The 21,290-nt window shown below is 67.2% G+C and carries 17 protein-coding genes, 1 pseudogene and 1 riboswitch; of the genes and pseudogenes, 7 read left to right on the top strand and 11 right to left on the bottom strand.

Annotated elements, in window-relative coordinates:
* The first annotated feature begins 225 nt into the window (after positions 1 to 225).
* Positions 226 to 2,193: a M2 family metallopeptidase gene (locus AC5P76_RS02060; protein WP_164151614.1), complete on the top strand. Its 1,968-nt coding sequence runs from the start codon at positions 226 to 228 to the stop codon at positions 2,191 to 2,193.
* Between the two features lie 119 nt (positions 2,194 to 2,312).
* Here AC5P76_RS02060 and AC5P76_RS02055 read toward each other — a convergent pair whose 3' ends face one another.
* Both AC5P76_RS02055 and AC5P76_RS02050 read right to left on the bottom strand, forming a co-directional pair.
* The gene (locus tag AC5P76_RS02055) at positions 2,313 to 2,705 is read right to left on the bottom strand and encodes a hypothetical protein (protein ID WP_053519021.1); all 393 of its coding nucleotides are present in this window, start codon (positions 2,703 to 2,705) and stop codon (positions 2,313 to 2,315) included.
* A 90-nt stretch (positions 2,706 to 2,795) separates the two neighbouring features.
* Positions 2,796 to 4,022 carry a multidrug effflux MFS transporter gene (locus AC5P76_RS02050; protein WP_253118641.1) on the bottom strand — a complete coding sequence of 409 codons (1,227 nt, stop codon included), beginning with the start codon at positions 4,020 to 4,022 and terminating at the stop codon, positions 2,796 to 2,798.
* 301 nt (positions 4,023 to 4,323) lie between these two features.
* A riboswitch (glycine riboswitch) is annotated at positions 4,324 to 4,426 on the top strand.
* 62 nt (positions 4,427 to 4,488) lie between these two features.
* Here AC5P76_RS02050 and gcvP point away from each other — a divergent pair.
* Positions 4,489 to 7,356 carry an aminomethyl-transferring glycine dehydrogenase gene (gcvP, locus tag AC5P76_RS02045; RefSeq protein WP_065174824.1) on the top strand — a complete coding sequence of 956 codons (2,868 nt, stop codon included), beginning with the start codon at positions 4,489 to 4,491 and terminating at the stop codon, positions 7,354 to 7,356.
* An 83-nt stretch (positions 7,357 to 7,439) separates the two neighbouring features.
* On the opposite strand, the gene AC5P76_RS02040 is transcribed toward gcvP, so the two are convergent.
* The 3 genes from AC5P76_RS02040 to AC5P76_RS02030 all read right to left on the bottom strand — a co-directional run bounded on the left by AC5P76_RS02040 (position 7,440) and on the right by AC5P76_RS02030 (position 10,114).
* Positions 7,440 to 7,850 carry a VOC family protein gene (locus tag AC5P76_RS02040; RefSeq protein WP_053519027.1) on the bottom strand — a complete coding sequence of 137 codons (411 nt, stop codon included), beginning with the start codon at positions 7,848 to 7,850 and terminating at the stop codon, positions 7,440 to 7,442.
* 100 nt (positions 7,851 to 7,950) lie between these two features.
* On the bottom strand, positions 7,951 to 9,321 hold the full coding sequence (locus AC5P76_RS02035) for an amino acid permease (RefSeq protein WP_065174823.1): 1,371 nt from the start codon (positions 9,319 to 9,321) through the stop codon (positions 7,951 to 7,953).
* An 82-nt stretch (positions 9,322 to 9,403) separates the two neighbouring features.
* Complete coding sequence (locus AC5P76_RS02030; protein WP_053519032.1) at positions 9,404 to 10,114, bottom strand: AraC family transcriptional regulator; 711 nt, start codon at positions 10,112 to 10,114, stop codon at positions 9,404 to 9,406.
* Between the two features lie 113 nt (positions 10,115 to 10,227).
* On the opposite strand from AC5P76_RS02030, the gene AC5P76_RS02025 reads away from it, so the two are divergent.
* Both AC5P76_RS02025 and AC5P76_RS02020 read left to right on the top strand, forming a co-directional pair.
* On the top strand, positions 10,228 to 12,318 hold the full coding sequence (locus tag AC5P76_RS02025) for a catalase (protein WP_262218599.1): 2,091 nt from the start codon (positions 10,228 to 10,230) through the stop codon (positions 12,316 to 12,318).
* Positions 12,319 to 12,353: 35 nt separating this feature from the next.
* Positions 12,354 to 12,734 carry a hypothetical protein gene (locus AC5P76_RS02020; protein ID WP_193396771.1) on the top strand — a complete coding sequence of 127 codons (381 nt, stop codon included), beginning with the start codon at positions 12,354 to 12,356 and terminating at the stop codon, positions 12,732 to 12,734.
* Between the two features lie 100 nt (positions 12,735 to 12,834).
* Here AC5P76_RS02020 and AC5P76_RS02015 read toward each other — a convergent pair whose 3' ends face one another.
* Positions 12,835 to 13,626 carry a hypothetical protein gene (locus AC5P76_RS02015; protein WP_253118640.1) on the bottom strand — a complete coding sequence of 264 codons (792 nt, stop codon included), beginning with the start codon at positions 13,624 to 13,626 and terminating at the stop codon, positions 12,835 to 12,837.
* A 108-nt stretch (positions 13,627 to 13,734) separates the two neighbouring features.
* Between AC5P76_RS02015 and AC5P76_RS02010 the strand changes: the two genes are divergently transcribed.
* Positions 13,735 to 14,526: a hypothetical protein gene (locus AC5P76_RS02010; RefSeq protein ID WP_128988004.1), complete on the top strand. Its 792-nt coding sequence runs from the start codon at positions 13,735 to 13,737 to the stop codon at positions 14,524 to 14,526.
* 55 nt (positions 14,527 to 14,581) lie between these two features.
* Here AC5P76_RS02010 and AC5P76_RS02005 read toward each other — a convergent pair whose 3' ends face one another.
* Positions 14,582 to 16,708, bottom strand: coding sequence for a methyl-accepting chemotaxis protein (locus AC5P76_RS02005; protein WP_253118639.1), 2,127 nt, complete (start codon positions 16,706 to 16,708; stop codon positions 14,582 to 14,584).
* Between the two features lie 235 nt (positions 16,709 to 16,943).
* Here AC5P76_RS02005 and AC5P76_RS02000 point away from each other — a divergent pair, with 235 nt between their 5' ends.
* Complete coding sequence (locus AC5P76_RS02000; RefSeq protein WP_253118638.1) at positions 16,944 to 17,903, top strand: L,D-transpeptidase family protein; 960 nt, start codon at positions 16,944 to 16,946, stop codon at positions 17,901 to 17,903.
* A gap of 4 nt (positions 17,904 to 17,907) precedes the next feature.
* The gene (locus tag AC5P76_RS01995; RefSeq protein ID WP_197601071.1) at positions 17,908 to 18,549 is read left to right on the top strand and encodes a M23 family metallopeptidase; all 642 of its coding nucleotides are present in this window, start codon (positions 17,908 to 17,910) and stop codon (positions 18,547 to 18,549) included.
* 102 nt (positions 18,550 to 18,651) lie between these two features.
* Here the strand turns inward: AC5P76_RS01995 and AC5P76_RS01990 are convergent.
* From AC5P76_RS01990 to AC5P76_RS01975, 4 genes and pseudogenes are all read right to left on the bottom strand, one after another.
* Positions 18,652 to 18,917: pseudogene (locus tag AC5P76_RS01990) on the bottom strand (hypothetical protein); the annotation flags it as partial.
* Positions 18,918 to 18,989: 72 nt separating this feature from the next.
* Positions 18,990 to 19,346, bottom strand: a complete 357-nt coding sequence (locus tag AC5P76_RS01985; RefSeq protein ID WP_053518618.1) for a hypothetical protein — start codon at positions 19,344 to 19,346, stop codon at positions 18,990 to 18,992.
* Between the two features lie 150 nt (positions 19,347 to 19,496).
* Positions 19,497 to 20,789, bottom strand: a complete 1,293-nt coding sequence (locus AC5P76_RS01980) for an adenylosuccinate synthase (RefSeq protein WP_053518619.1) — start codon at positions 20,787 to 20,789, stop codon at positions 19,497 to 19,499.
* A 275-nt stretch (positions 20,790 to 21,064) separates the two neighbouring features.
* Complete coding sequence (locus AC5P76_RS01975; RefSeq protein ID WP_053518621.1) at positions 21,065 to 21,250, bottom strand: DUF2065 domain-containing protein; 186 nt, start codon at positions 21,248 to 21,250, stop codon at positions 21,065 to 21,067.
* Positions 21,251 to 21,290 lie beyond the last annotated feature (40 nt).

Here is a 21,290-nt window from a genome sequence, read left to right as displayed (position 1 = left end):
GGATGGCGCGACCGAGCCTACAGGGACGTATTTACGGCGTCCCCCGCAACCGGCCCCACCCCGCCGACTCACAGGAAACCCGCTTTTGCTCCGGCCGTTGCCGTCTCAGTTGCTTCTGCGGGTGCAGGGCTGCAAGCCCTGCCGAACCCCACCAACCTTCCACACTTGCGGTGGGCACGCGCGCCCACTAGCCTTCGGCCGTCGTTCACCACCCAAGGACCGCCCGTGAAACACCGTCATCTCCTGCTGGCCGCTGCTGTCGCCGCCGCCACGCTGGCCCTGGCTGCCTGCAAGAAGGAAGCGTCCCCCGGCGCCGAGACCGCTGGCAGCAGCGCACCGGCCGGCGAGACCGCCGACCAGTTCGTTGCCCGCATCAATGCCGAATACAAGGCTGCCTATCCGGAGATGACCTCGGCGCAGTGGCTGTCCTCCACCTACATCAACAGCGATTCGGAGCGCATCGCGGCCAAGGCCAACGAGCGTTCACTGACCCAGCTCAACAGCTGGATCGAGCAGGCCGCGAAGTTCGAGGGCCAGCCGATGAGCGCAGACAGCAAGCGTGCGATCCATCTGCTGAAGCTGATGTCCTCGATGCCGGCACCGCGCGACCCGGCCAAGCTGGCCGAGCTGACCCAGATCGCCACCCGCATGGAGGGCAGCTACGGTGCTGGCAAGTACTGCACCGATGCCAACGACCCGGCCTCCTGCCGCCAGCTGGGCGAACTGGAACAGGTGCTGGCACGCAGCCGCGACTACGACGCGCAGCTTGATGCCTGGCAGGGCTGGCACAGCACCACGCGGAACATGCGTGGCGACTACCAGAAGTTCGTCAGCCTGGTGAACGAAGGTGCCAAGGGCATGGGCTTCACCGATGCCGGGCAGATGTGGCGCAGCGGCTATGACATGCCGCCGGAGCAGATCGGGCCGGAAACCGACCGCCTGTGGGAGCAGGTCAAGCCGATGTACGAGCAGCTGCACTGCTACGCGCGCGGCAAGCTGGACAAGACCTACGGCAAGGACAAGGCCGAGGTGGGTAATGGCCTGATCGCCGCGCACCTGCTGGGCAACATGTGGCAGCAGGACTGGTCCAACCTGTGGGACCAGCTGGAGCCCTATCCCGGTGCCGGAAGCCTGGACATCACCGCCGCACTGGAAAAGCAGTACCAGACCAACCTGAGTGCTGCGCTGGCCAAGGCTGGCAGGGATGCCAGCGTCGCGGGCCAGTACAGGGCACAGCGCGAAGCCGAACTGCGTACCGCGAAACAGATGACCGAGCGCGCACAGGATTTCTACGTGTCGCTGGGCATGCCCTCGCTGCCGCAGTCGTACTGGGACAAGACCCAGTTCATCAAGCCTGACGACCGTGACGTGGTCTGCCACGCCAGCGCCTGGGACATGAACATGGAAGGCGATGTGCGCACCAAGATGTGCATCAAGCCGAACGAAGAGAACTTCACCACCATCTATCACGAACTGGGCCACATCTACTACGACCTGGCCTACAACCCGTTGCCGCCCCTGTTCCAGGGCGGCGCCAACGATGGCTTCCACGAAGCAATCGGCGACACGATCGTGCTGGCGATGACGCCCAAGTACCTGAATTCGATCGGTCTCGTTGATGCACCGCAGGAAAGCCGCGAGGCCGTGATCAACGCGCAGATGCGCATGGCGCTGTCGGGCGTTTCATTCCTGCCCTTCGGCCTGATGATCGACCGCTGGCGCTGGGGCGTGTTTGACGGATCGATCACCGCCGACAACTACAACAAGGCATGGTGGGACCTGAAGGCCAAATACCAGGGCGTTGCCCCGGCCAGCACCCGCGGCGAGGAGTTCTTCGATCCGGGCGCGAAGTACCACGTGCCGGGCAATACGCCGTACACCCGCTACTTCCTCGCCCGCATCCTGCAGTTCCAGTTCTACAAGGGCCTGTGCGATGCATCGGGTTACAAGGGCCCGCTGCACGAGTGCACCTTCTACGGCAACAAGGAAGCCGGCCAGAAGTACTGGGCGATGCTCAGCAAGGGCGCCAGCCAGCCGTGGCAGGCCACGCTGAAGGAGCTGACCGGCACCGACAAGCTGGATGCCGGCCCGATGATCGAGTACTTCAGCCCGGTCAATGAGTGGCTCAAGCAGCAGAACGAAGGCCAGATGTGCGGCTGGCAGGCCAGCGCTGCGGCCCCGGTGGCGAAATGAGAAAAGGGGCGGATCCGCGAGGATCCGCCCCTTTCGTTCCGGTGGCGCCGGGCCATGCCCGGCGGCCTTGATCACACCGCTGCGTTCGCCGGGCATGGCCCGGCGCTACCCACTACGGGTCAGCTGTTCTTCTTCGCCGCCATCGCGGCGGCCAGCTCGGCCTTGTATTCCTCGAAGGTCTGGCCCTTCTCCCTGGCCTCGGCCTGCGCGGCATCGCGCAGCGCGTCGGAATACATCAGACGCACCGGCGTACCGTTGCGCTCGTGCAGTTCACCGGCTTGCATGATCAACGCCAGTACCTGCGCGGCGCTCTCGCTATGCCCGGCGATACGGCCATCCATGCCCAGCACCCACTCGCCATCGCGGCGCACGACACCTGCCAGCAGCGTGCGCTGCGCATCACGCAGTTCGGCATGCGGCTCCACCGGCGAAGTCTGGGCAGCGGCCTTGTTGGCAGCCTTCTCTTCCTGGCGGCGGCGCTGGTCGCGACGGGTCTTGGAGGTGGTGGACATGGGGGCGGCATCGCTACGGGGGGCGCAAGGATAGCGCACCCCGGCCGTGGCGCCGCTTCACGGGTCGCCCGCCACCGCCCCTGCGGCCGGTCAGAGGTCCGTGACCAAGGCCTGCACTGCGCGCTCACGGCGGTGTTCCCAGTACCAGAACACAAACCCGGCGGCGAAGAAGCCGGCCTGGCCCAGCGCCAGATGCAGCGGGCTGGCACTGAGCAGGGGCGAGACGACACCGGCCACCACGGTGCTGACCATCAGCTGCGCGAAGGCCTGCAGCGACGAGGCCAGGCCGCGCTGGTGCGGATACATGTCGAGCACGGCCAGCGCCAGGATCGGGAAGATCAGCGCCATGCCCATGCCGCCCAGGAAAATGGGCAGTACCGCCCACGGCAGCGCGAACTGCGGCGCCAGCACCACGTAGCCGACGTTGAGCAGTGTCGACAGCGCGCACAGGGAGAAGCCGATGGTCACCTGCCGGGTCGGCGTGGTGTGCCCGGCCATGCGCCCGGACAGGAACGCGCCGGCCGTCATGCCACCGATGGTGGGAATGAACAGCCAGGCGAAGTCGCCTTCGCCCAGATGCAGGTGCTGCATCACGAACACCGGCGCGGATGCGATGTACAGGAAAATGCCGCCGAAGCCGATGCTGCCGGCCAGTGCCAGGCGCAGGAAACGCGGGTTGAAGCCGATGCGCACATAGTCACGCAGCAGTGCGCGCGGCGACAGTGGTACCCGCGCCTCCAGCGGATGCGTTTCCGGCAGGAAGCGCGCGGTGGCCACCAGCAGCACAAGCGAGAACACCACGAGGAACCAGAAGATCAGCGGCCAGCCGGCACCGCTGAGCAGAATCCAGCCACCGATGATCGGGGCGATGGCCGGCGCGATGCCGAACAGCATCGAGACCTGGCTCATCAACCGCTGGGCGTCATGGCCGTGGTACAGGTCACGGATCACCGCGCGGCCGACGATCATGCCCACGCCCGCCGACAGGCCCTGCAGCGCGCGGAACGCCAGCAAGGTCGGCAGATCGGTGGACAGCGCGCAGCCGACCGAGGCCCCGGCAAATACCACCAGGCCACCGAGGATCACCCGCTTGCGGCCCCAGGCATCGGACAGCGGCCCGTGCGCCAGGCTCATCAGGCCATAGAACAGCAGGTAGACGCTGATGGTCTGCTGGACGGCCACCTCATCCACCGCCAGGCGCTGGGCCAGCTGCGGGAAGGCCGGGAAAATGGTGTCGATGGAGAACGGGCCGAACATGGCCAGGCCTGCGAGCAGCAGGGCCATGCGACGGGTGGACGGAGCAACAGCGGCGGTCATGTGAACGGTGTCCGGCAAGGCCATGCGCGGCACGCACGGCGGGCGCCGGTCCCGCTGCAGCAGGGACGGCGCCAGATGAATTCGGGTATCCGCCCATCATAGGCGGGGAATGCGCCCGATGCCATGCAGCACCGCACAAAACGCACGCCCCGGGCCATCGGCCATTCAGGCGCCGGCCCTGCCCGGGCGGCCCCGGCAGCGGGCCATAACCGGCTATAATCGGCGGGCAACACGGTGGGAGAAGCGGAACACCGCTGCCGAAGGCGCAACGCCCGTAATCGCTCAGGCCCGATACCACCCGCAACACAACTCTGGAGAGACCGGTTCGATCCGGCGCCGAAGGGGCACGAAGCTGCGGCCAGCCGCGCTTCCAAACTCTCAGGCAAAAGGACAGAGGGGCGCCCCGCAGCCCGCCATCCGGCGGCCTGTGCCCGTGCGTGTGCCCTTTCCTGACGGATCCTTCGCCATGTCCCAGAACACCCCTTCCCTGCGTGAGCTCGAGCACCACAGTGCGTTCGTCGAGCGCCATATCGGCCCCAATGACGCCGAGATCGCGCAGATGCTCGACGTCGTCGGCCACGCGTCGCTGGATGCGATGACCGATGCCATCGTGCCGGCCAAGATCAAGTCGCCGGCAGCGCTGGCGCTGCCGGAGTCGATCACCGAAGTGGAGGCGCTGGCGAAGATCCGCGCGATCGCCGACAAGAACACCGTGCTGCGCAGCTTCATCGGCCAGGGGTATTACGGCACCCACACGCCGAACGTGATCCTGCGCAACATCCTGGAAAACCCTGCCTGGTACACCGCCTACACCCCGTACCAGGCAGAGATCTCGCAGGGCCGCATGGAAGCGCTGATCAACTTCCAGACCCTGTGCGCCGACCTGACCGGCATGGAGATCGCCAACGCCTCGCTGCTGGACGAAGCCACCGCAGCGGCCGAAGCGATGACCCTGGCCAAGCGTTCGGCCAAGTCGAAGTCGGACACCTTCTTCGTGCACGATGCCGTGCACCCGCAGACCCTGGAGCTGCTGCGCACCCGCGCCGAGCCCATGGGCATCGTGCTGCGCGTCGGCACCCCGGCCGAAGCGCTGGAAGCAGACAGCTTCGGCGTGCTGCTGCAGTATCCGGATACGTTCGGCCAGGTGGCCGACTACCGGGCACTGGTCGAGGCCGTGCATGCACGCGGCGGCCTGGTCGCCGTGGCCACCGATCTGCTGGCGCTGACCCTGCTCGCCGCACCGGGCGAATGGGGCGCGGACATCGTGGTCGGCAACAGCCAGCGTTTCGGCGTGCCGTTCGGCTTCGGTGGCCCGCACGCGGCGTTCATGGCCTGCCGCGATGCCTACAAGCGCTCGATGCCCGGCCGCCTGATCGGCGTCTCGATCGATGCGCAGGGCAACCCGGCCTACCGCCTGACCCTGCAGACCCGCGAGCAGCATATCCGCCGCGAGAAGGCCACCTCCAACATCTGTACCGCACAGGTCCTGCTGGCGGTGATGGCCTCGATGTACGCCGTCTACCACGGTCCGGAAGGCCTGACCCGCATCGCCCGCCGCACCCACCGCCTGGCCGCGATCCTGGCCGCCGCACTGCGCAAGGCCGGCGTGCAGGTTGCTGGCGACTTCTTCGACACCCTGCACGTCACCGGTGTGCACGCCGATGAGATCCACGCCAAGGCGCGCGCCGCCGGCTACAACCTGCGCGCGATCGACAGCGACTCGGTCGGCATCAGCCTGGACGAGACCGCCACCCGCGCCGATGTGGTTGCGCTGGCCGCCGTCTTCGGTGCCCAAGCCGATGTGGATGCGCTGGATGCCAGCACCGCCGACGCGCTGCCGGCCGGGCTGCTGCGCCAGTCCGCGTTCCTGACCCATCCGGTGTTCAACACGCACCACAGCGAGCACGAACTGCTGCGCTACCTGCGTTCACTGGCCGACAAGGACCTGGCGATGGACCGCACGATGATCCCGCTGGGCTCGTGCACCATGAAGCTCAACGCCACCGCCGAGATGATCCCGGTGACCTGGCCGGAGTTCTCGCAGATCCATCCGCTGGTGCCGGCCGATCAGGCACTGGGCTACAAGGAACTGATCGAGTCGCTGGAAGCGATGCTGGTCGAATGCACCGGCTACGATGCGGTCAGCCTGCAGCCGAACTCGGGTGCACAGGGCGAGTACGCCGGCCTGCTGGCGATCCGCGCCTACCACCGCTCGCGTGGTGAGGAGCATCGCGACATCTGCCTGATTCCGGATTCGGCCCACGGTACCAACCCGGCCTCGGCACAGATGTGCGGCATGAAGGTGGTGGTCACCAAGACCGATGCCAACGGCAACGTCGATGTCGAGGACATCCGACTCAACGCCGAGAAGTACAGCGACCGCCTGGCCGCGATCATGATGACCTACCCGTCCACGCACGGCGTGTTCGAGGAGGAGGTGGTCGAGATCTGCGAGATCATCCACAAGCACGGCGGCCAGGTGTACACCGACGGTGCCAACATGAACGCCCTGGTCGGCGTGGCCAAGCCGGGCAAGTGGGGTTCGGACGTTTCCCACCTGAACCTGCACAAGACCTTCTGCATCCCGCATGGCGGCGGCGGCCCGGGCGTCGGCCCGTGCGCGGTCAAGGCGCACCTGGCCCCGTTCCTGCCGGGCAAGCTGGGTGACAACGGCCCCGTCGGCATGGTCAGCGCCGCCAGCTTCGGCAGCGCCTCGATCCTGCCGATCAGCTGGATGTACATCGCGATGATGGGCCGCGAGGGCCTGCGCAAGGCGACCCAGGTCGCGCAGCTCAATGCCAACTACATCGCCAAGCGCCTGGCGCCGCACTTCAGGACGCTGTACACCGGCCGCAACGGCCTGGTGGCGCATGAGTGCATCCTCGATGTGCGCCCGCTGGAGAAGAGCAGCGGCATCGGCGCCGAGGACGTGGCCAAGCGCCTGATCGACTTCGGCTTCCACGCGCCGACGCTGAGCTTCCCGGTGGCCGGCACGCTGATGGTCGAGCCCACCGAAAGCGAGTCGCTGCATGAGCTGGACCGCTTCATCGATGCCATGATCCAGATCCGCGAGGAAATCCGTGCGATCGAGGATGGACGCCTGGACCGCGAGGACAATCCGCTGAAGAACGCGCCGCACACCGCCACCGCGGTGACGGCCAGCGAGTGGACCCACGCCTACCCGCGCGAGCTGGCCGCCTTCCCGCTGCCCAGCCTGAAGCTGCAGAAGTACTGGCCGCCGGTGGCCCGCGTCGACAACGTCTACGGCGACAAGAACGTGATGTGCGCCTGCATCCCGGTCGACGCCTACAAGGACGATGAAGTCGAAGCGTGATTGACGGAACGGCCCGCGCAAGCGGGCCGTTTTCGTTTACGGTAGCGCCGGGCCATGCCCGGCGAGCGCAGCGGCTGAACCGATCACGGATCCGGCATCTGCCCCAGGCTCAACTGCCAGGACACACCGAACCGGTCCTGCACCCAGCCGTAGCGATTGCTGAAATCGTAGTCGCCCACCGGCATCAGCCAGTGCCCGCCCTCGCCCAGCACGCGCGCCGCGCGCTCGAACTGTTCGGCGCCACCGCACTCGACGAACAGCGAGATCGACGGACTGAAGGTGAAGTCGTGCACATCCAGGCTGTCGAAGCACAGATAGTTGGTGCCGCCGAGCATGAAGGTCGCCTGCCGCACCTGGCCGGGCACTCCCGCCCCTGCGCCGTCGGGATGGCGTTGCAGGGCAAGCAGCCGGAAATCGGCGAACGCCTCGGCGTACAGGGCCAGGGCCGCCTCGGCCTGGCCGGTGAACATCAGGAACGGACGACTGCGCAGCATGGGGTGCTCCAGTTCAGCGGGCCGATGACGGCCCCACGAACAGGATGGCACGCAGGATGTATGCCCGCTGTAGAGCCGAGCCCACGCTCGACTGTACGGATCAGGCCTCGCGCATGCGGCGCGCGATGGCACTGCCGGCCGCGATCGTGGCGGTCAGGGCCACCATCGACAGGAACTGCAGGCGCGTATGCGCCTCGCTCAGCAGCAGGCCGAAGATCAGTGCCAGGATCGCCAGGGCGCAGCAGGTCAGCCACGGGAAACCGGCCATGCGGAACGGCAGGCGCGAGCCGAGGCGGTCCGCACGGCGGCGCAGCACCAGTTGAGAAAGCAGCGACAGCGTCCACACCAGCAGGCAGGTCGAGCCGACGATGTTCAGCAGTACCGGCAGCACCTTGTCCGGGAACAGCAGTTCCATCACCGTCGCGGCAAACCCGAACAGCACGCTGGCCAGAACGGCGATCACCGGTACCTGCCGCGGGTCGGTCCAGCCCAGCACGGCCGGTGCCTCGCGGCGCTGCGCCAGCGAATACATCATCCGCGACGCGCCGTAGAGGTTGGCGTTGAGGGCCGACAGCAGGGCGATCACTGCGATCAGCGTGATGGCCGTGCCCGCCCCCGGAATGCGGGCCGCATCCAGCACCGCGGCGAACGGCGACTTCAGCGCTTCGCTGGTCCACGGCACCACGGCGATGATCACGCTCAGCGAGCCGATGTAGAACACCAGGATGCGCCAGGCCACGGTGCGGATGGCGCGGGCGATGCTGCGCTCGGGATCCTCGGTCTCGGCCGCGGCAACGGCCACGATCTCGGTGCCGCCGAAGGCGAACACCACCACCAGCAGGGCTGCGCCGATACCGGCCAGGCCCTGCGGTGCAAAACCGCCGTGTGCGGTGAAGTTGCTCAGTCCCGGAGAGGTCACCTGCGGCAGCCAGCCCATCAGCAGCGCGAAACCGATGGCGATGAACGCCAGGATCGCCACCACCTTGAGAATGGCGAACCAGAACTCGAACTCACCGAAATTCCTGACCCCCAGCAGGTTGATCGCGGTGAAGAACAGCATGAACGCCAGGGCGGCCATCGGCACCGGAATGGCCGGCCAGACCGTGGCCAGCAGGCCCGCCGCTCCCACGGCCTCGGCGGCGATCACGATCACCAGCTGTACCCACCAGAGCCAGCCGACAGTCGCCCCTGCCGTGGCGCCCATGGCGTCGGCGGCATAGACCGAGAACGCGCCGCTGGTCGGCTTGGCCGCCGCCATTTCGCCCAGTGCGTTCATCACGATGATCACCAGTGCGCCGGCCACCAGGTACGACACCAGCACCGCCGGGCCGGCCGCCTGTACGCCCACACCGGACCCCAGGAACAGGCCCGCGCCGATGGCGCTGCCCAACCCCATCATGATCAGCTGGCGTGGCTTGAGCGAATGGCCCAGGCGGGAGGGCGAGGCAGGCGTAACGGGGCTGGCGGGCATCGGCAGGAGTGGGCGGCGGCTACAGGGGCGTCACCTTACCCTGTCCCGCGCCTGTGGGGATAGGCACAGTGCAGCAGGCCGCTCAGGCCAGCGCCGGCTCGCCGATACGGGCGCGGTAGGCGCGCGGCGAGAAACCGGTTTCGGCCTTGAACTTGCGGGTGAACGCGCTCTGGTCACTGAACCCGCAGGCCTGGCCGATGCAGGCGATGCTGTCGTCGCCATGCAGCAGATGCATGGCCATCTGGATCCGCAGCCGCGTCAGCACCTGCTGCGGGGTCATCTGGAACACCTTGCGGAAGCTGCGCTCCAGCTTGGACAGCGAGAACCCGGTGATGTCCAGCAACGTCTGCATGCGCACGTTCTCGGCGTAGTGCGCGTTGAGATGGGCCAGGGCCAGCCGCAGCTGCTCGTACTGGGTGCCCAGGCTGTCCTTCTGGCCCAGGTCGCGCGAGATGCCGATCAGGCCCTCGATGCTGCCGTCGACCACCAGCGGCCGCTTGCAGGTCAGGCACCAGCCCGGCTCGCGGTTGGCGAACAGGTGCAGCTCCATCAGGTTCTCGATCACCTCGCCGGACAGCACGCGTGCGTCCTGGTCGACGTAATCCGCACTGAGGCCGGTCGGGTAGATCTCGGCCGCGGTACGCCCGATCACGTCCTTGCGCGCGCGCAGGCCCAGCCGCCGCAGCATGGTCTGGTTGACGTGGGTGTAACGGCCCTGGCGGTCCTTTATGAAGAACAGCACGTCCGGGATGGCGTCGAACAGGGCTTCGATGTCGGCAGGCTCGACTCGCATGCGCCAAGCATAGCCGAGGCGCCCTTGTCCGCGCGATCACCTGCGCGGGACCGGGGCTTAACGTCTGGCGCGCGAGGGTAGAGGTTGACTTCCCCGCTACAGGACCTGGACCCATGGCCGCCAGCAAGCCCACCGGCAAGCGCGCACCCGCCCCCTCCCCCGACCATCGCCGTGGCGACGGCGACGAACTGCACCTGCACGCCAGCGGCACGCACCCCCCGATGACCACGGCCCAGGGCATCCCCGTCGCCGACAACCAGAACTCGCTGCGCCAGGGCCCACGAGGCCCCACCCTGCTGGAGGATTTCATCCTCCGCGAGAAGATCACCCACTTCGACCATGAGCGCATCCCGGAGCGCATCGTGCATGCCCGCGGCAGCGCCGCCCACGGCTATTTCGAACTCACCCACTCGCTGGCCAAGTACACCCGTGCACGCATCCTTGGCGAAGTCGGAAAGAAGACTCCGGTGTTCACCCGCTTTTCCACCGTGGCCGGCGGTGCCGGGTCGGTCGACACCCCCCGCGACGTGCGGGGTTTCGCGGTGAAGTTCTACACCCCTGAAGGCAACTGGGACCTGGTGGGCAACAACATCCCGGTGTTCTTCATCCAGGACGCAATGAAGTTTCCCGACCTGGTGCATGCGGTGAAGATGGAACCGGACCGCGCGTTCCCGCAGGCAGCGAGCGCGCACGACACGTTCTGGGACTTCATTTCGTTGATGCCCGAATCGATGCACATGATCATGTGGGCGATGAGCGACCGCGCCATTCCACGCTCGCTGCGCATGATCGAAGGCTTCGGCGTGCACAGCTTCCGCCTGTTGAACGAGGCCGGCGACTCCACCTTCGTCAAATTCCACTGGCGGCCGAAGCTGGGCATCCAGTCCACGGTGTGGGACGAGGCGTTGAAGCTGCAGGCCGCGGACAACGATTTCCATCGGCGCGACCTGTTCGAGGCGATCGAGCGTGGCGACTTCCCCGAATGGGAACTGGCCGTGCAGCTGTTCACGGAAGAGGAGGCCGACGCATTTCCGTTCGATCACCTGGACCCGACCAAGATCATTCCCGAATCGCTGGTGCCGCTGAAGGTGATCGGGCGCATGGTGCTGGATCGCTGGCCGGACAACTTCTTCGCCGAAACCGAGCAGGTGGCCTTCTGCCCGGCCAACGTGCCGCCCGGCATCGACTTCAGCAACGACCCGCTGCTGCAGGGCCGGCTGTTCTCCTACCTGGATACCCAGCTGATCCGCCTGGGCGGACCCAACTTCCACCAGATCCCGGTGAATGCGCCAAAGTGCCCGTTTGCCAACCACCAGCGCGATGGGCATATGCAGATGCAGGTGCCCAAGGGCCGCGTGGCCTACGACCCCAGTTCGCTGGAGGACGACAGCCCGCGCGAGACACCGGCCGGATTCCGCAGCCATGCCAGCGCGGATGACGGCCGCAAGGGGCGCACGCGTGCCGAGAGCTTCGCCGACCATTACAGCCAGGCACGGATGTTCTTCCGCAGCCTGGAAGCACCCGAGCAGGCACATCTGGCCTCGGCACTGGTATTCGAGCTGTCCAAGGTGGAAACGCTGAAGGTGCGGGTTCGTACCGTCAGCCACCTGCGCAACATCGACGAAACCCTCGCGCAGCGGGTAGCGGAAGGACTGGCGCTGCCCGCCCTGCCCGACCCGGCGCCCACTGCTACGCCGGCACAGGACATGCCCCCCGCACCGGAAGTCCGCGTGATCGGCCGCAACAAACCCACCCTGCAAGGGCGCTGCATCGGCATCCTGTTTGATGAAGGCTCCGATGCCGGTGTCATCAGCAGCCTGCGCAAGGCCGCAGAGAAGGCCGGTGCCGCGGTGAAGCTGGTGGCTCCCAAGGTGGGCGGCGCCACCCTGAGCAACGGCAAGCTGCAAGCGGCCGACGGGCAACTGGCGGGGACTCCATCGGCGGTGTTCGATGCGGTCGCGATCGTGCTCAGCGAGGAGGCCGGCAAGCGGCTGTCCAGCGACAGCGCGGGGCTGGAATTTGCCAGCACCGCGTGGGCACACCTGAAGGCCATCGGCAGCGATGAAGGAGGCCGGGTGCTGCTCAAGGCGGCGCGCGTGGGCAAGGATGCAGGCATCGTCGACGCGGGCGATGCCGGCGCTTTCCTCGCCGTCGCCGCCACCCGCCAGTGGGCCCGCGAACCGAAGCTGCGGCAACTGGCCTGACCGCCTCACCCCCATCGCCTGCAAGGAGACGTGTCATGCCCCGTGGAGACAAATCCGCCTATACCGACAAGCAGAAGCGCCAGGCCGAACACATCGAGGAAAGCGAGCGCGAGCGTGGTGCCAGTGAGAGCACCGCCGAGCGCATCGCGTGGGCCACCGTGAACAAGCAGGATGGCGGAGGCAAGCGCAGTGGCAGTGCCCGCAAGGGCGCCAAGAAGACTGCGAAGAAGGCGGCGAAGAAAGCACCGGCGAAGAAGGCCGCAAAGAAGACTGTCGCGAAGAAAGCGCCCGCGAAGAAGTCCACCGCCAGCACGCGCAGTGCAGCCGCGAAGAAGGCAGCGGCAACCCGGGCGGCAAAGAAGGCGGCACGCTCGACCGCCGCGAAGAAGGCCGCGCGGACCCGCGCAGGCGGTTGAGATGCACCCGGCAGCGCAGCGGGCACACGATGCCTGCGGCCCTGCACGGTGACGTGGCGCACGCCGGGCAGCATGAGCACCCGGCGGCGCCACGGCTCAGTCAATCGCCGGCCCGGCCCTTGGGCGCGGGTGCCGCCACGGCCACCGCCTGCAGCTTGCGCACCGCAGCTATCGGACTCGCTTCGGCCCGTCGCTGCTGCGGCCACCAGACGAACAGGAATGCGCTGCTGGAGCCCAGCAGGCGCGCGGTGCCAGGCAAGGGCGCCGCGTCGCCGTTCAACTGCAGGCGGATCACTTCCCCACGTCCCTCGTTGCGGATCTGCTGCCCCCGCACCTGCACGTAGTTGGCCGCGCCGATGGCCATGAAAGCGGCCACGGCCAGGGTCATCGCCGTCAGCGGCCGCAGACCTACGCCCTCCCAGCTGGTCAGTACCGAGCGCATGAGCACCGCCCGCCATGCCCAGTTGCGTGCGCGCAGTTGCTCGAGCTTGGCCGCATTGCGCATCCGTAGCGTGTCCGGCCAGCTCACCAGCAGCACCAGCAGCACGCCCGCAGCCAGCAGCAGTGCATAGGCCGGGTCACGGATGCCGGCCACCAGGAAATCGCTGGGCTGCAGGTAATCCAGAATCGACAGCTCGAATCCCCGGTAGAACCAGAAGCTGCACCACAGCCCCAGCAGCGACACCAGCAGATAGGCAGTGGTGAACAGCAACGCCGGCTCACGGCGCATGCGGGACAGCGCCTGCATCACCGCCGAGTCATCATCACCACGGGTCAGCGGCAGCATCGACCAGTCGGTCGCTGCTTCCGGCTCCGGTGGCGCCGCAGCCACCTCGATGCCCTGCACCCGCGGCACATCGCCATAGGTCCCTTCCGGTTCCCTGTTGTCCATGCCCGCTCCCCTTTTCAGCGAGCATCGCCGAAAAAGGTGGCGCGCGGTAGACCACCGGCCTGCGGCATACTCCACGGTGCCGCAGGGCGCAGAGCGGAGGAAAGGGCCATGAAACGATGGACTGGCATGTTGGGGCTGCTGGCGTGGCTCTGCGCCGCGTCACCGGCCGTTTCCGGCAATGCGCGGGCTCCCGCCGCGCCAGCGGACGATGTGGGTACCGCGCAGGCCGTCGCACAGGCTGAAGCGCGTGGCCGGCAGATGTTCGAGCACGACCTGGCGGCCGAGCGCGCAACCGACGCCCTGCTCGAACAGGGCATGCGCGGCGACACCCGGGTAAGGGGCTGGATAACCGAACAGCGCGGCAGCCACTACGAAGTCAGCATGATCGGCGACGGCGCAGTGGTCCTGTATCGGGCCGCCACCGACGCGCAGGGAAGGATGACCGGCGCAACCGAGACTCTGGATGTTCCAGCGGCGCCAACGACCTACCAGGCCGGCGCTGCCGCCGCACGGGCGCTGGCGTTGAACAGCGCCTTCGACGCCTGCGCGCAGACCTACAACAGCGTGGTTCTTCCGGCGCCCGGTACGGCCGCCGATGCGTGGACGGTCTACCTGCTGCCCGCCACCACCGATCCTGCCGTGGTTCCGCTGGGCGGCACGCATCGTCTCGACATCGCCCACGGTCGGATCGTCTCCCGCCGCGCCTTCACCCACAGCTGCATCCAGCTGAAGCGTGCGCCACCCGGTGCGGCGATGTTCATCACCCATCTGCAGGACCCGACACCGACCGAGATCCATGTGTTCTGGAGCCTGTGGGCCCGCTCGCCGCTGTACGTCTCCACGGGTAAGGACGTGATCTGGAAGATCGAGGACGGCCGCATCCGCCGCATGCAGGACTGACCGGCCACCACGCGCGAACACGTGGCGGCCCGTGCCTTCAGGCGGCTGCCGACGGTCAGGCCGCGCGTGCTGCCACCGTGCGGACTGCACCGCTCTGCTCGATATGGAACACCGCGACCGACGCGGTCAGCGCATTGGCCTGCTCTTCCAGCGCGCGGCTGGCGGCAGTGGCTTCTTCCACCAGTGCGGCATTCTGCTGGGTCACCTGATCCATCTGCACCACCACCTGATTGACCTGTTCGATGCCGGCCGCCTGTTCCTTGCTCGCCGCAGCGATGTCACTCATCAGCTGGTTGGTGCGTGCGCTGGCCTGTGCCAAGCGGGCAATGGCCGCTTCCGACTCGACCGTGACCGCCAGACCGCTCTGCACCTTGCCTGCCGCCTCTTCGATGAGTTCCTTGATCTCCTTGGCGGCGATGCCCGCACGCTGCGCCAGCGTGCGCACTTCACTGGCGACCACGGCAAAGCCGCGGCCCTGCTCACCCGCGCGGGCAGCTTCCACCGCAGCGTTCAAGGCCAGGATGTTGGTCTGGAAGGCGATGCCATCGATGACCGTGGAGATTTCCGAGATGCGCGCCGAGGACTGATCGATCTCTCCCATCACAGATGCCATCTGTGCCATTGCCTGTTCGGTGGCCCGCACCGCCGCGCCGGCAGCGTGTGCCTCGCTGTCGGCCTGGCGGGCCAGCTCGGCATTCTGGCGGACGGTCGAGGTCAGTTCTTCCATCGATGCCGCCGCTTCTTCCAGGTTGGCGGCCTGCTGTTCGGTACGGCGCGACAGGTCGCTGTTGCCGGCAGCGAGCTCCTGCGCGGCAGTGTTGATGCTGTCGGCAGCGTCCTGGATGCCGCGCACGATGCCGGTCAGCTGGGCCGTGGTGGTGTTGGCATCGTCGCGCATGCGGGCGAACACGCCGTCGTAGTGACCGTCCATGCGCGCAGTGAGGTCGCCCCCGGAGACCGCGCGCAGCACATCGGAGACGTCGGCGATGCTGGCCTGCGAACTGGCCATCATGCCGTTGAGCTGCTCGACCATCGCCCTGAACTGATACTGGAACGCACTGGCGTCCCCACGCACGCTGAAATCTCCGGCGCGCGCCGCGCGGACCAGGTCGTCAATCTGGGTGTTGACTGCCAGCAGGCTCTGTTTCACTGCGGCCAGCGTGCGGGTCAGCGTACCCTTCTCGCCGGGATAGTCCGGAAGGTCGCGGCTGAGGTCGCCGATGGCATAGCGCTGCATGACCTCGGCCATCAGCAGTTCCACCTGCACGTGTGATTCCACCAGGCTGTTGGTGGCCTGCACCATGCGCCCGAAATCGCCCGGAAACGCGCTGGCGTCCATGCGGTAGCGGATCGCACCCGCCTCGTGCTGCTCGGCCATGTGCATCTGCGCCCCGATGGCGGCCTGCACGCTCTGCCGCACGCTGGCCATCGCCTCGCCCAGCCGGGTCAGCTCGTCACGGCCGCCGAGGCGGAATTCCTGGTCCAGCTGGCCCTTGGACAGGCGCTCGGCCAGGTTCACCGCGCGTGCCAGCGGACCGGTCAGGCTGCGACCGATCATCACCGAGGCGGCAATGCCGACCAGCAGGGCCACGCCTCCCAGCACCAGCAACTGCAGCAGACTGCGTTCACCCAGGCGGATCGCCTCGGCGGCGGCCTCGCGGCTTTCCTTCTCTTCGAAGTCGACTCCCTCGGACAACGCCTTGTTCCAGCCGTTGGCCGCGTCCTGCACCGGCCCCAGGGTCAGTGCCACGGCAGCGGGGTAGTCGCCCTGCTCCATCAGTTCGCTGGTCTGCTTGTTGAGCGGGCGCGCAAGGGCGCGCTTGGCCGCGATGGTTTCAGCGATGGCCTTGCCCTCGGCATCGCCCGGCAGTGCCTGATAGGCGGACCAATCCGCCTCGTAGCGCTTGACCAGGTCGGCAATGCGCTTCTCGTCGCTGCCGCGGTCTTCGCCCTGGCGGATCAGCATTTCGCGGCGCACTACCATCATCTGGTTGTTGGCATCGAGCATCTGCGACAGCAGGCGTACCTTGGCCACACTGACGTCGACTACCTGCTGCATCGCGCGCTTCTGCACGACACTGGCGGTGGCGCCGGTGACCACCACGGCCGCGACCAGCAGCAGCAACAGGCCAAAGCCCAGCCCAAGACGCCAGGCAACCCTGACATTCCTCAAGTAATCCATGGGTACATCCAAAACGGGGGGATGCGCCCGTATCGGCCGCGCCACCGGCAATCTTGATCGGCAACAAGCACGGGCGTCGGCAGCCGTTCACCTTGGTGAGGCCCCGCCCCGTACTTCTGCGACAAGGGCCTGAGCCACGCCGGGGCTGCCCTGCTCATGCCGGCATCAGGTTGCTTTCACGGAGGCTGCGCAGCCTCTGCGGGCAGGGTGGAGCTGCCATCTGCCGGAGATCTTCATGCCCGTGTACCGCCCCGCCCTGCTCGCCCTGTCCTTGCTGGTGTCGCCCGCCTTCGCGCAGGTACCGCCGCCGGCCCAGCTGCCGGAGCCCATTGCCGAGAAGGCCGGACCCGATACAGCAGCCCGCTCGCCGCTGCACGCCCAAGTGTTGCTGGATCGCGCCAATTTCTCCCCGGGCGAGATCGACGGTGAAGTCGGCAGCAACCAGCATCGGGCCGTGGCCGGCTTCCAGGCGGCACACGGCCTGACAGTGAGCGGAGAGCTGGACGACGGCACCTGGGAGGCTCTCCAGGCCGAGACGATCGCGCCGCTGGCCAGCTACACGCTGACGGCCGAGGATGTTGCCGGTCCGTTCCAGTCCATTCCCAAGAAACCCGCCGCACAGGCAAAGCTGAAGTCGCTGGGTTACAGCAGCGTCGAGGAAGCGCTCGGTGAACGCTTCCACGCGTCCCCTGCCCTTCTGAAGTTGCTCAACCCCGGCGTCGATCTGGCCAAGGCCGGCAGCCGTATCCAGGTGCCCAACATCGCCCCCGCGGCATTGCCGAAGGCGGCGAAGATCGTGGTCGACAAGTCCGATTCCACTCTTCAGTTGCTGGATGCGCAGGGCAAGGTGATCGCACAGGTGCCGGTTTCGTCCGGCAGCCAGCACGATCCGCTGCCGATCGGTGAATGGAAGATTCTCGGCGTCCATCGCGACCCGCCGTTCCACTACAACCCCAAGCTGTTCTGGGATGCGCGCAAAGGCGAGAAGAAGGCCACGCTGCCGCCCGGTCCGAACAATCCGGTCGGCCGGGTCTGGATCGATCTGTCCAAACCCCACTATGGCCTGCACGGAACGCCGGTACCCGGGCATGTCGGCAAGACCGAATCGCATGGCTGCGTGCGCATGACCAACTGGGATGCACTGCGCGTGGCCGATGCGGTGGATACCTCTGTCCCCGTGGTGATGCAGGAGTGAACCGATGCGACTTTCGCAGTTGATCGTGCTGGGCGTGCTGGTAGGTGTGGGAATGGGCTGGTGGCTGCGCCGCGATGCGGGTGAGCCAGTAGCGGTTGCCCGGCCTGCAGCACCACCTGCGGTGGCTGCGGGGCCGGAGGTTGCGGCTGCGACGCCGCGTGTGGGCGCTGCGGCTCCCACGGCGGTGCCGCCGTCCAGCGCCACCGATGCGCCAAGCGGCCTGCTGCTGCCGGTGCAGGGCGTACTGCCTTCGCAGCTGCGCGATACCTTCACCGATGCCCGCAGCGAAGGGCGCGTGCATGATGCAATCGACATCATGGCCGACGCAGGAACTCCGGTGCTGGCAGTGGCCGATGGGACGGTGGAAAAGCTGTTCGACAGCAAGCGTGGGGGGCTGACGATCTACCAGTTCGAGCCGAGCGGGCACTGGTGCTACTACTACGCCCACCTGCAACGCTATGCCGATGGCCTGGCCGAAAAGCAGGTGATCAAGCGTGGCGAGGTGATTGGCTACGTAGGCAGCACCGGCAACGCCAGCGCCGAGGCCCCGCACCTGCATTTCGAAGTGCACGTGCTGGGGCCGGAGAAGCAGTGGTGGAAGGGGGAATCGATCAATCCGTACCCGCTGTTGCAGGCGGGAGGGTAGCGCGTGTGCCGCGTGGCAGAGCCAGTCGCAGTGATGCCCGATTTGGGCACGATCCTAGCCGTATTGGGTATCTGACAAGTACCCCGCCGGGCATGGCCCGGCCTACCGGCGTCGCCACCGCCGCAGCGCGATGCTGGCGGTCGCCAGCCCGCCACCAGCAAGCAGTAACAGCAGTGCCAGGGGCTGCCAGAAGAAGAACGGCCACAGACCTCCAGCACGGTCAGCCGCAGCCAGGAACGCCCGCGCGGACGTGCGTCGCCGCGCCCATAGCCGAAGTACGAGGCGGCAATTCCAGCGGACTCAACCGATTCCATCGCGCGGGTGATGCCGGAGCCCGGCACGCCCGAACGCGCGCCAGCGCGGAAGTCAGTCTGAAGCGCGTGAACCCACCCGATACCTCGCCAGATGGCGAGGCCAGGCATCGCACATGCGGAAGGGCGTCAGGCCGGCCTGACTTCTCTGCAGACCGGCTCGGCAAGTTCGCGGCAGGCGAAGAACAGCCCTTCCACCCCACCTTCGTCCAGGTGCCTGCGCGGCGTCGCCGTGGTGGCGCAACGGTTGGCCGCATGCAGCATCTCCACCGCGGTGAGGATGCCCACGGCCGCACGGTCGATCCGCGCCAAGGACTGACGTCGTCCGTCGGACAGGTTCTCCTCCGGCCACAACATGCCATCGGAGCCCTCGCCATCACGGATGCGGGTGAGGCAGCCCTGGAACGTGCTGAGATCGTCGGCGGGATTGGCGTCGTCGTTGATGGGCTCAACAACATGGAACGGCGGGGTCTTGCGAGCGGTCATGGTGTCGGCTTCCGTGGCTGCACTTGACAGCGCAACCGCCGACAGATGAAACCGGCCCAAACTGAAGCGCCGCGACCCCACAGGGAGTCGCGGCGCTCTTTTTTCAATTGAACAGCGTTACCACCACGCCGGACATGGCCCGGCGCTACCTCAGGCGAACGGATCCTGCAGGACCATGGTGTGGTCGCGATCGGGGCCGGTCGAGACGATGCTGATCGGGCAGCCCGCCAGCTCCTCCAGCGAACGCAGGTAGGCGCGCGCGGCCGGCGGCAGGTCATCCCACTGGGTGATGCCGTGGGTGTTCTCGCTCCAGCCCGGGAACTCCAGGTACACCGGGGTGCACTCTTCCCAGCCCTGCGCGTCCAGCGGCGCGTACTCGGTACGCTTGCCGCGGTATTCGTAGGCGATGCAGACCTTCAGCTTCTCCATGCCGTCCAGCACGTCCAGCTTGGTGATGCACAGGCCGCTGATGCCGTTGATGGCCACGGCGCGCTTGAGCGCGACGATGTCCATCCAGCCGCAGCGACGCGGACGGCCGGTCGAGGCGCCGTACTCGGCACCGCGGTCGCGGATGCCCTGGCCGATCTCATCGTCCAGTTCGGTCGGGAACGGACCGCCGCCGACGCGGGTGGCGTAGGCCTTGGCGATGCCCAGCACGTAGTCGATCGCATCGGCACCCACGCCGGCGCCGGCCAGTGCGCCGCCGACGGTGGTGTTGGAGCTGGTGACGTACGGATAGGTGCCGTGGTCGATGTCCAGCAGCGCGCCCTGCGCACCTTCGAACAGCACGCGCTTACCCTGCTTGCGCAGGTCGTGCAGGATGCCGGCAACGTCGGACTTCATCGGCTCGACGTACTCGCCGAAGGCCAGTGCCTCGTCGTAGGTCTTCTGGAAGTCGATCGCGTCGGTGTTGAGGTACTTGGTCAGCACGAAGTTGTGGTAATCCAGCGCGGTGCGCAGGAGTTCTTCCAGCTGCTTGGGGTAATGCAGGTCGGCGATGCGGATGCCGCGACGTGCCACCTTGTCTTCGTAGGCCGGGCCGATGCCACGCCCGGTGGTGCCGATCGCCTTGCCGCCGGCAGCGCGTTCGCGCGCCTGGTCCAGGGCGATGTGGTACGGCATGATCAGCGGCGCGGCCGGGGAGATCTTCAGGCGCGAACGCACTTCCACGCCGGAGGTTTCCAGCTCGGCGATTTCCTTCTGCAGCGCGGCCGGCGAGATCACCACGCCGTTGCCGATCAGGCACAGTGCGTCGTCGCGCAGGATGCCGGACGGGATCAGGTGCAGGACGGTCTTCTTGCCGTTGATGACCAGCGTGTGGCCGGCATTGTGGCCGCCCTGGAAGCGCACGACCGCGCCGATTTCCTCAGTGAGCAGATCAACGATCTTGCCCTTGCCTTCATCGCCCCACTGGGCACCCAACACTACGACAGACTGACCCATGACGGGCTCCTCGATTTGTTGCGGCCATCGGGGCCGCGGACGGGTAAACCGTGGCGGGGGTGGCCAGCGCGGTGATGGCGGCTCCAAACGGGGAGCAGCCGGCGATGGATGGCCCAGACACGGAAAAAGCCGAACGGGGGAGGCCCGTCCGGCTTTTGTGCATTATCCGGGTTTCCGGGGTCGGGTGCCACCTTTCCGACGGACGGCTTCACCCAGCGGTCAGGGGCCCGAAACGGGGTCAGATCCCTTTCCCGCCGGAAGGGATCTGACCCCTGCTAATGCCGTGCCCACCACAGCAGGCTCAGGCCGGCCAGCAGGATCAGGCCGCCAAAGCTGCGCAGGGCCGGTCCAGGCAGGTCCAGCAGGCGCTCGGCCATGCGCTTCCAGGCCAGCGGGGCCGCGAACAGGAACAGGCCTTCCAGCACCGCGACCAGGCACACGGCCGCGAACAGGTCTTTCATCGTGAACTCCAGAAATGGCACGGGGCCCGGCATCTGGCCG

The sequence above is a fragment of the Stenotrophomonas sp. YJH_SMC_36 genome, from assembly GCF_059369935.1.
This window is presented reverse-complemented; position numbering and strand designations above follow the sequence as displayed.

What these genes read in the sequence shown, in the direction of transcription:
- AC5P76_RS02055 (WP_053519021.1), bottom strand. Translation starts at nt 2,705, where the DNA reads ATGTCCACCACCTCCAAGACCCGTCGCGACCAGCGCCGCCGCCAGGAA.
- AC5P76_RS02050 (WP_253118641.1), bottom strand. Translation starts at nt 4,022, where the DNA reads ATGACCGCCGCTGTTGCTCCGTCCACCCGTCGCATGGCCCTGCTGCTC.
- gcvP (WP_065174824.1), top strand. Translation starts at nt 4,489, where the DNA reads ATGTCCCAGAACACCCCTTCCCTGCGTGAGCTCGAGCACCACAGTGCG.
- AC5P76_RS02040 (WP_053519027.1), bottom strand. Translation starts at nt 7,850, where the DNA reads ATGCTGCGCAGTCGTCCGTTCCTGATGTTCACCGGCCAGGCCGAGGCG.
- AC5P76_RS02035 (WP_065174823.1), bottom strand. Translation starts at nt 9,321, where the DNA reads ATGCCCGCCAGCCCCGTTACGCCTGCCTCGCCCTCCCGCCTGGGCCAT.
- AC5P76_RS02030 (WP_053519032.1), bottom strand. Translation starts at nt 10,114, where the DNA reads ATGCGAGTCGAGCCTGCCGACATCGAAGCCCTGTTCGACGCCATCCCG.
- AC5P76_RS02025 (WP_262218599.1), top strand. Translation starts at nt 10,228, where the DNA reads ATGGCCGCCAGCAAGCCCACCGGCAAGCGCGCACCCGCCCCCTCCCCC.
- AC5P76_RS02020 (WP_193396771.1), top strand. Translation starts at nt 12,354, where the DNA reads ATGCCCCGTGGAGACAAATCCGCCTATACCGACAAGCAGAAGCGCCAG.
- AC5P76_RS02015 (WP_253118640.1), bottom strand. Translation starts at nt 13,626, where the DNA reads ATGGACAACAGGGAACCGGAAGGGACCTATGGCGATGTGCCGCGGGTG.
- AC5P76_RS02010 (WP_128988004.1), top strand. Translation starts at nt 13,735, where the DNA reads ATGAAACGATGGACTGGCATGTTGGGGCTGCTGGCGTGGCTCTGCGCC.
- AC5P76_RS02005 (WP_253118639.1), bottom strand. Translation starts at nt 16,708, where the DNA reads ATGGATTACTTGAGGAATGTCAGGGTTGCCTGGCGTCTTGGGCTGGGC.
- AC5P76_RS02000 (WP_253118638.1), top strand. Translation starts at nt 16,944, where the DNA reads ATGCCCGTGTACCGCCCCGCCCTGCTCGCCCTGTCCTTGCTGGTGTCG.
- AC5P76_RS01995 (WP_197601071.1), top strand. Translation starts at nt 17,908, where the DNA reads ATGCGACTTTCGCAGTTGATCGTGCTGGGCGTGCTGGTAGGTGTGGGA.
- AC5P76_RS01985 (WP_053518618.1), bottom strand. Translation starts at nt 19,346, where the DNA reads ATGACCGCTCGCAAGACCCCGCCGTTCCATGTTGTTGAGCCCATCAAC.
- AC5P76_RS01980 (WP_053518619.1), bottom strand. Translation starts at nt 20,789, where the DNA reads ATGGGTCAGTCTGTCGTAGTGTTGGGTGCCCAGTGGGGCGATGAAGGC.
- AC5P76_RS01975 (WP_053518621.1), bottom strand. Translation starts at nt 21,250, where the DNA reads ATGAAAGACCTGTTCGCGGCCGTGTGCCTGGTCGCGGTGCTGGAAGGC.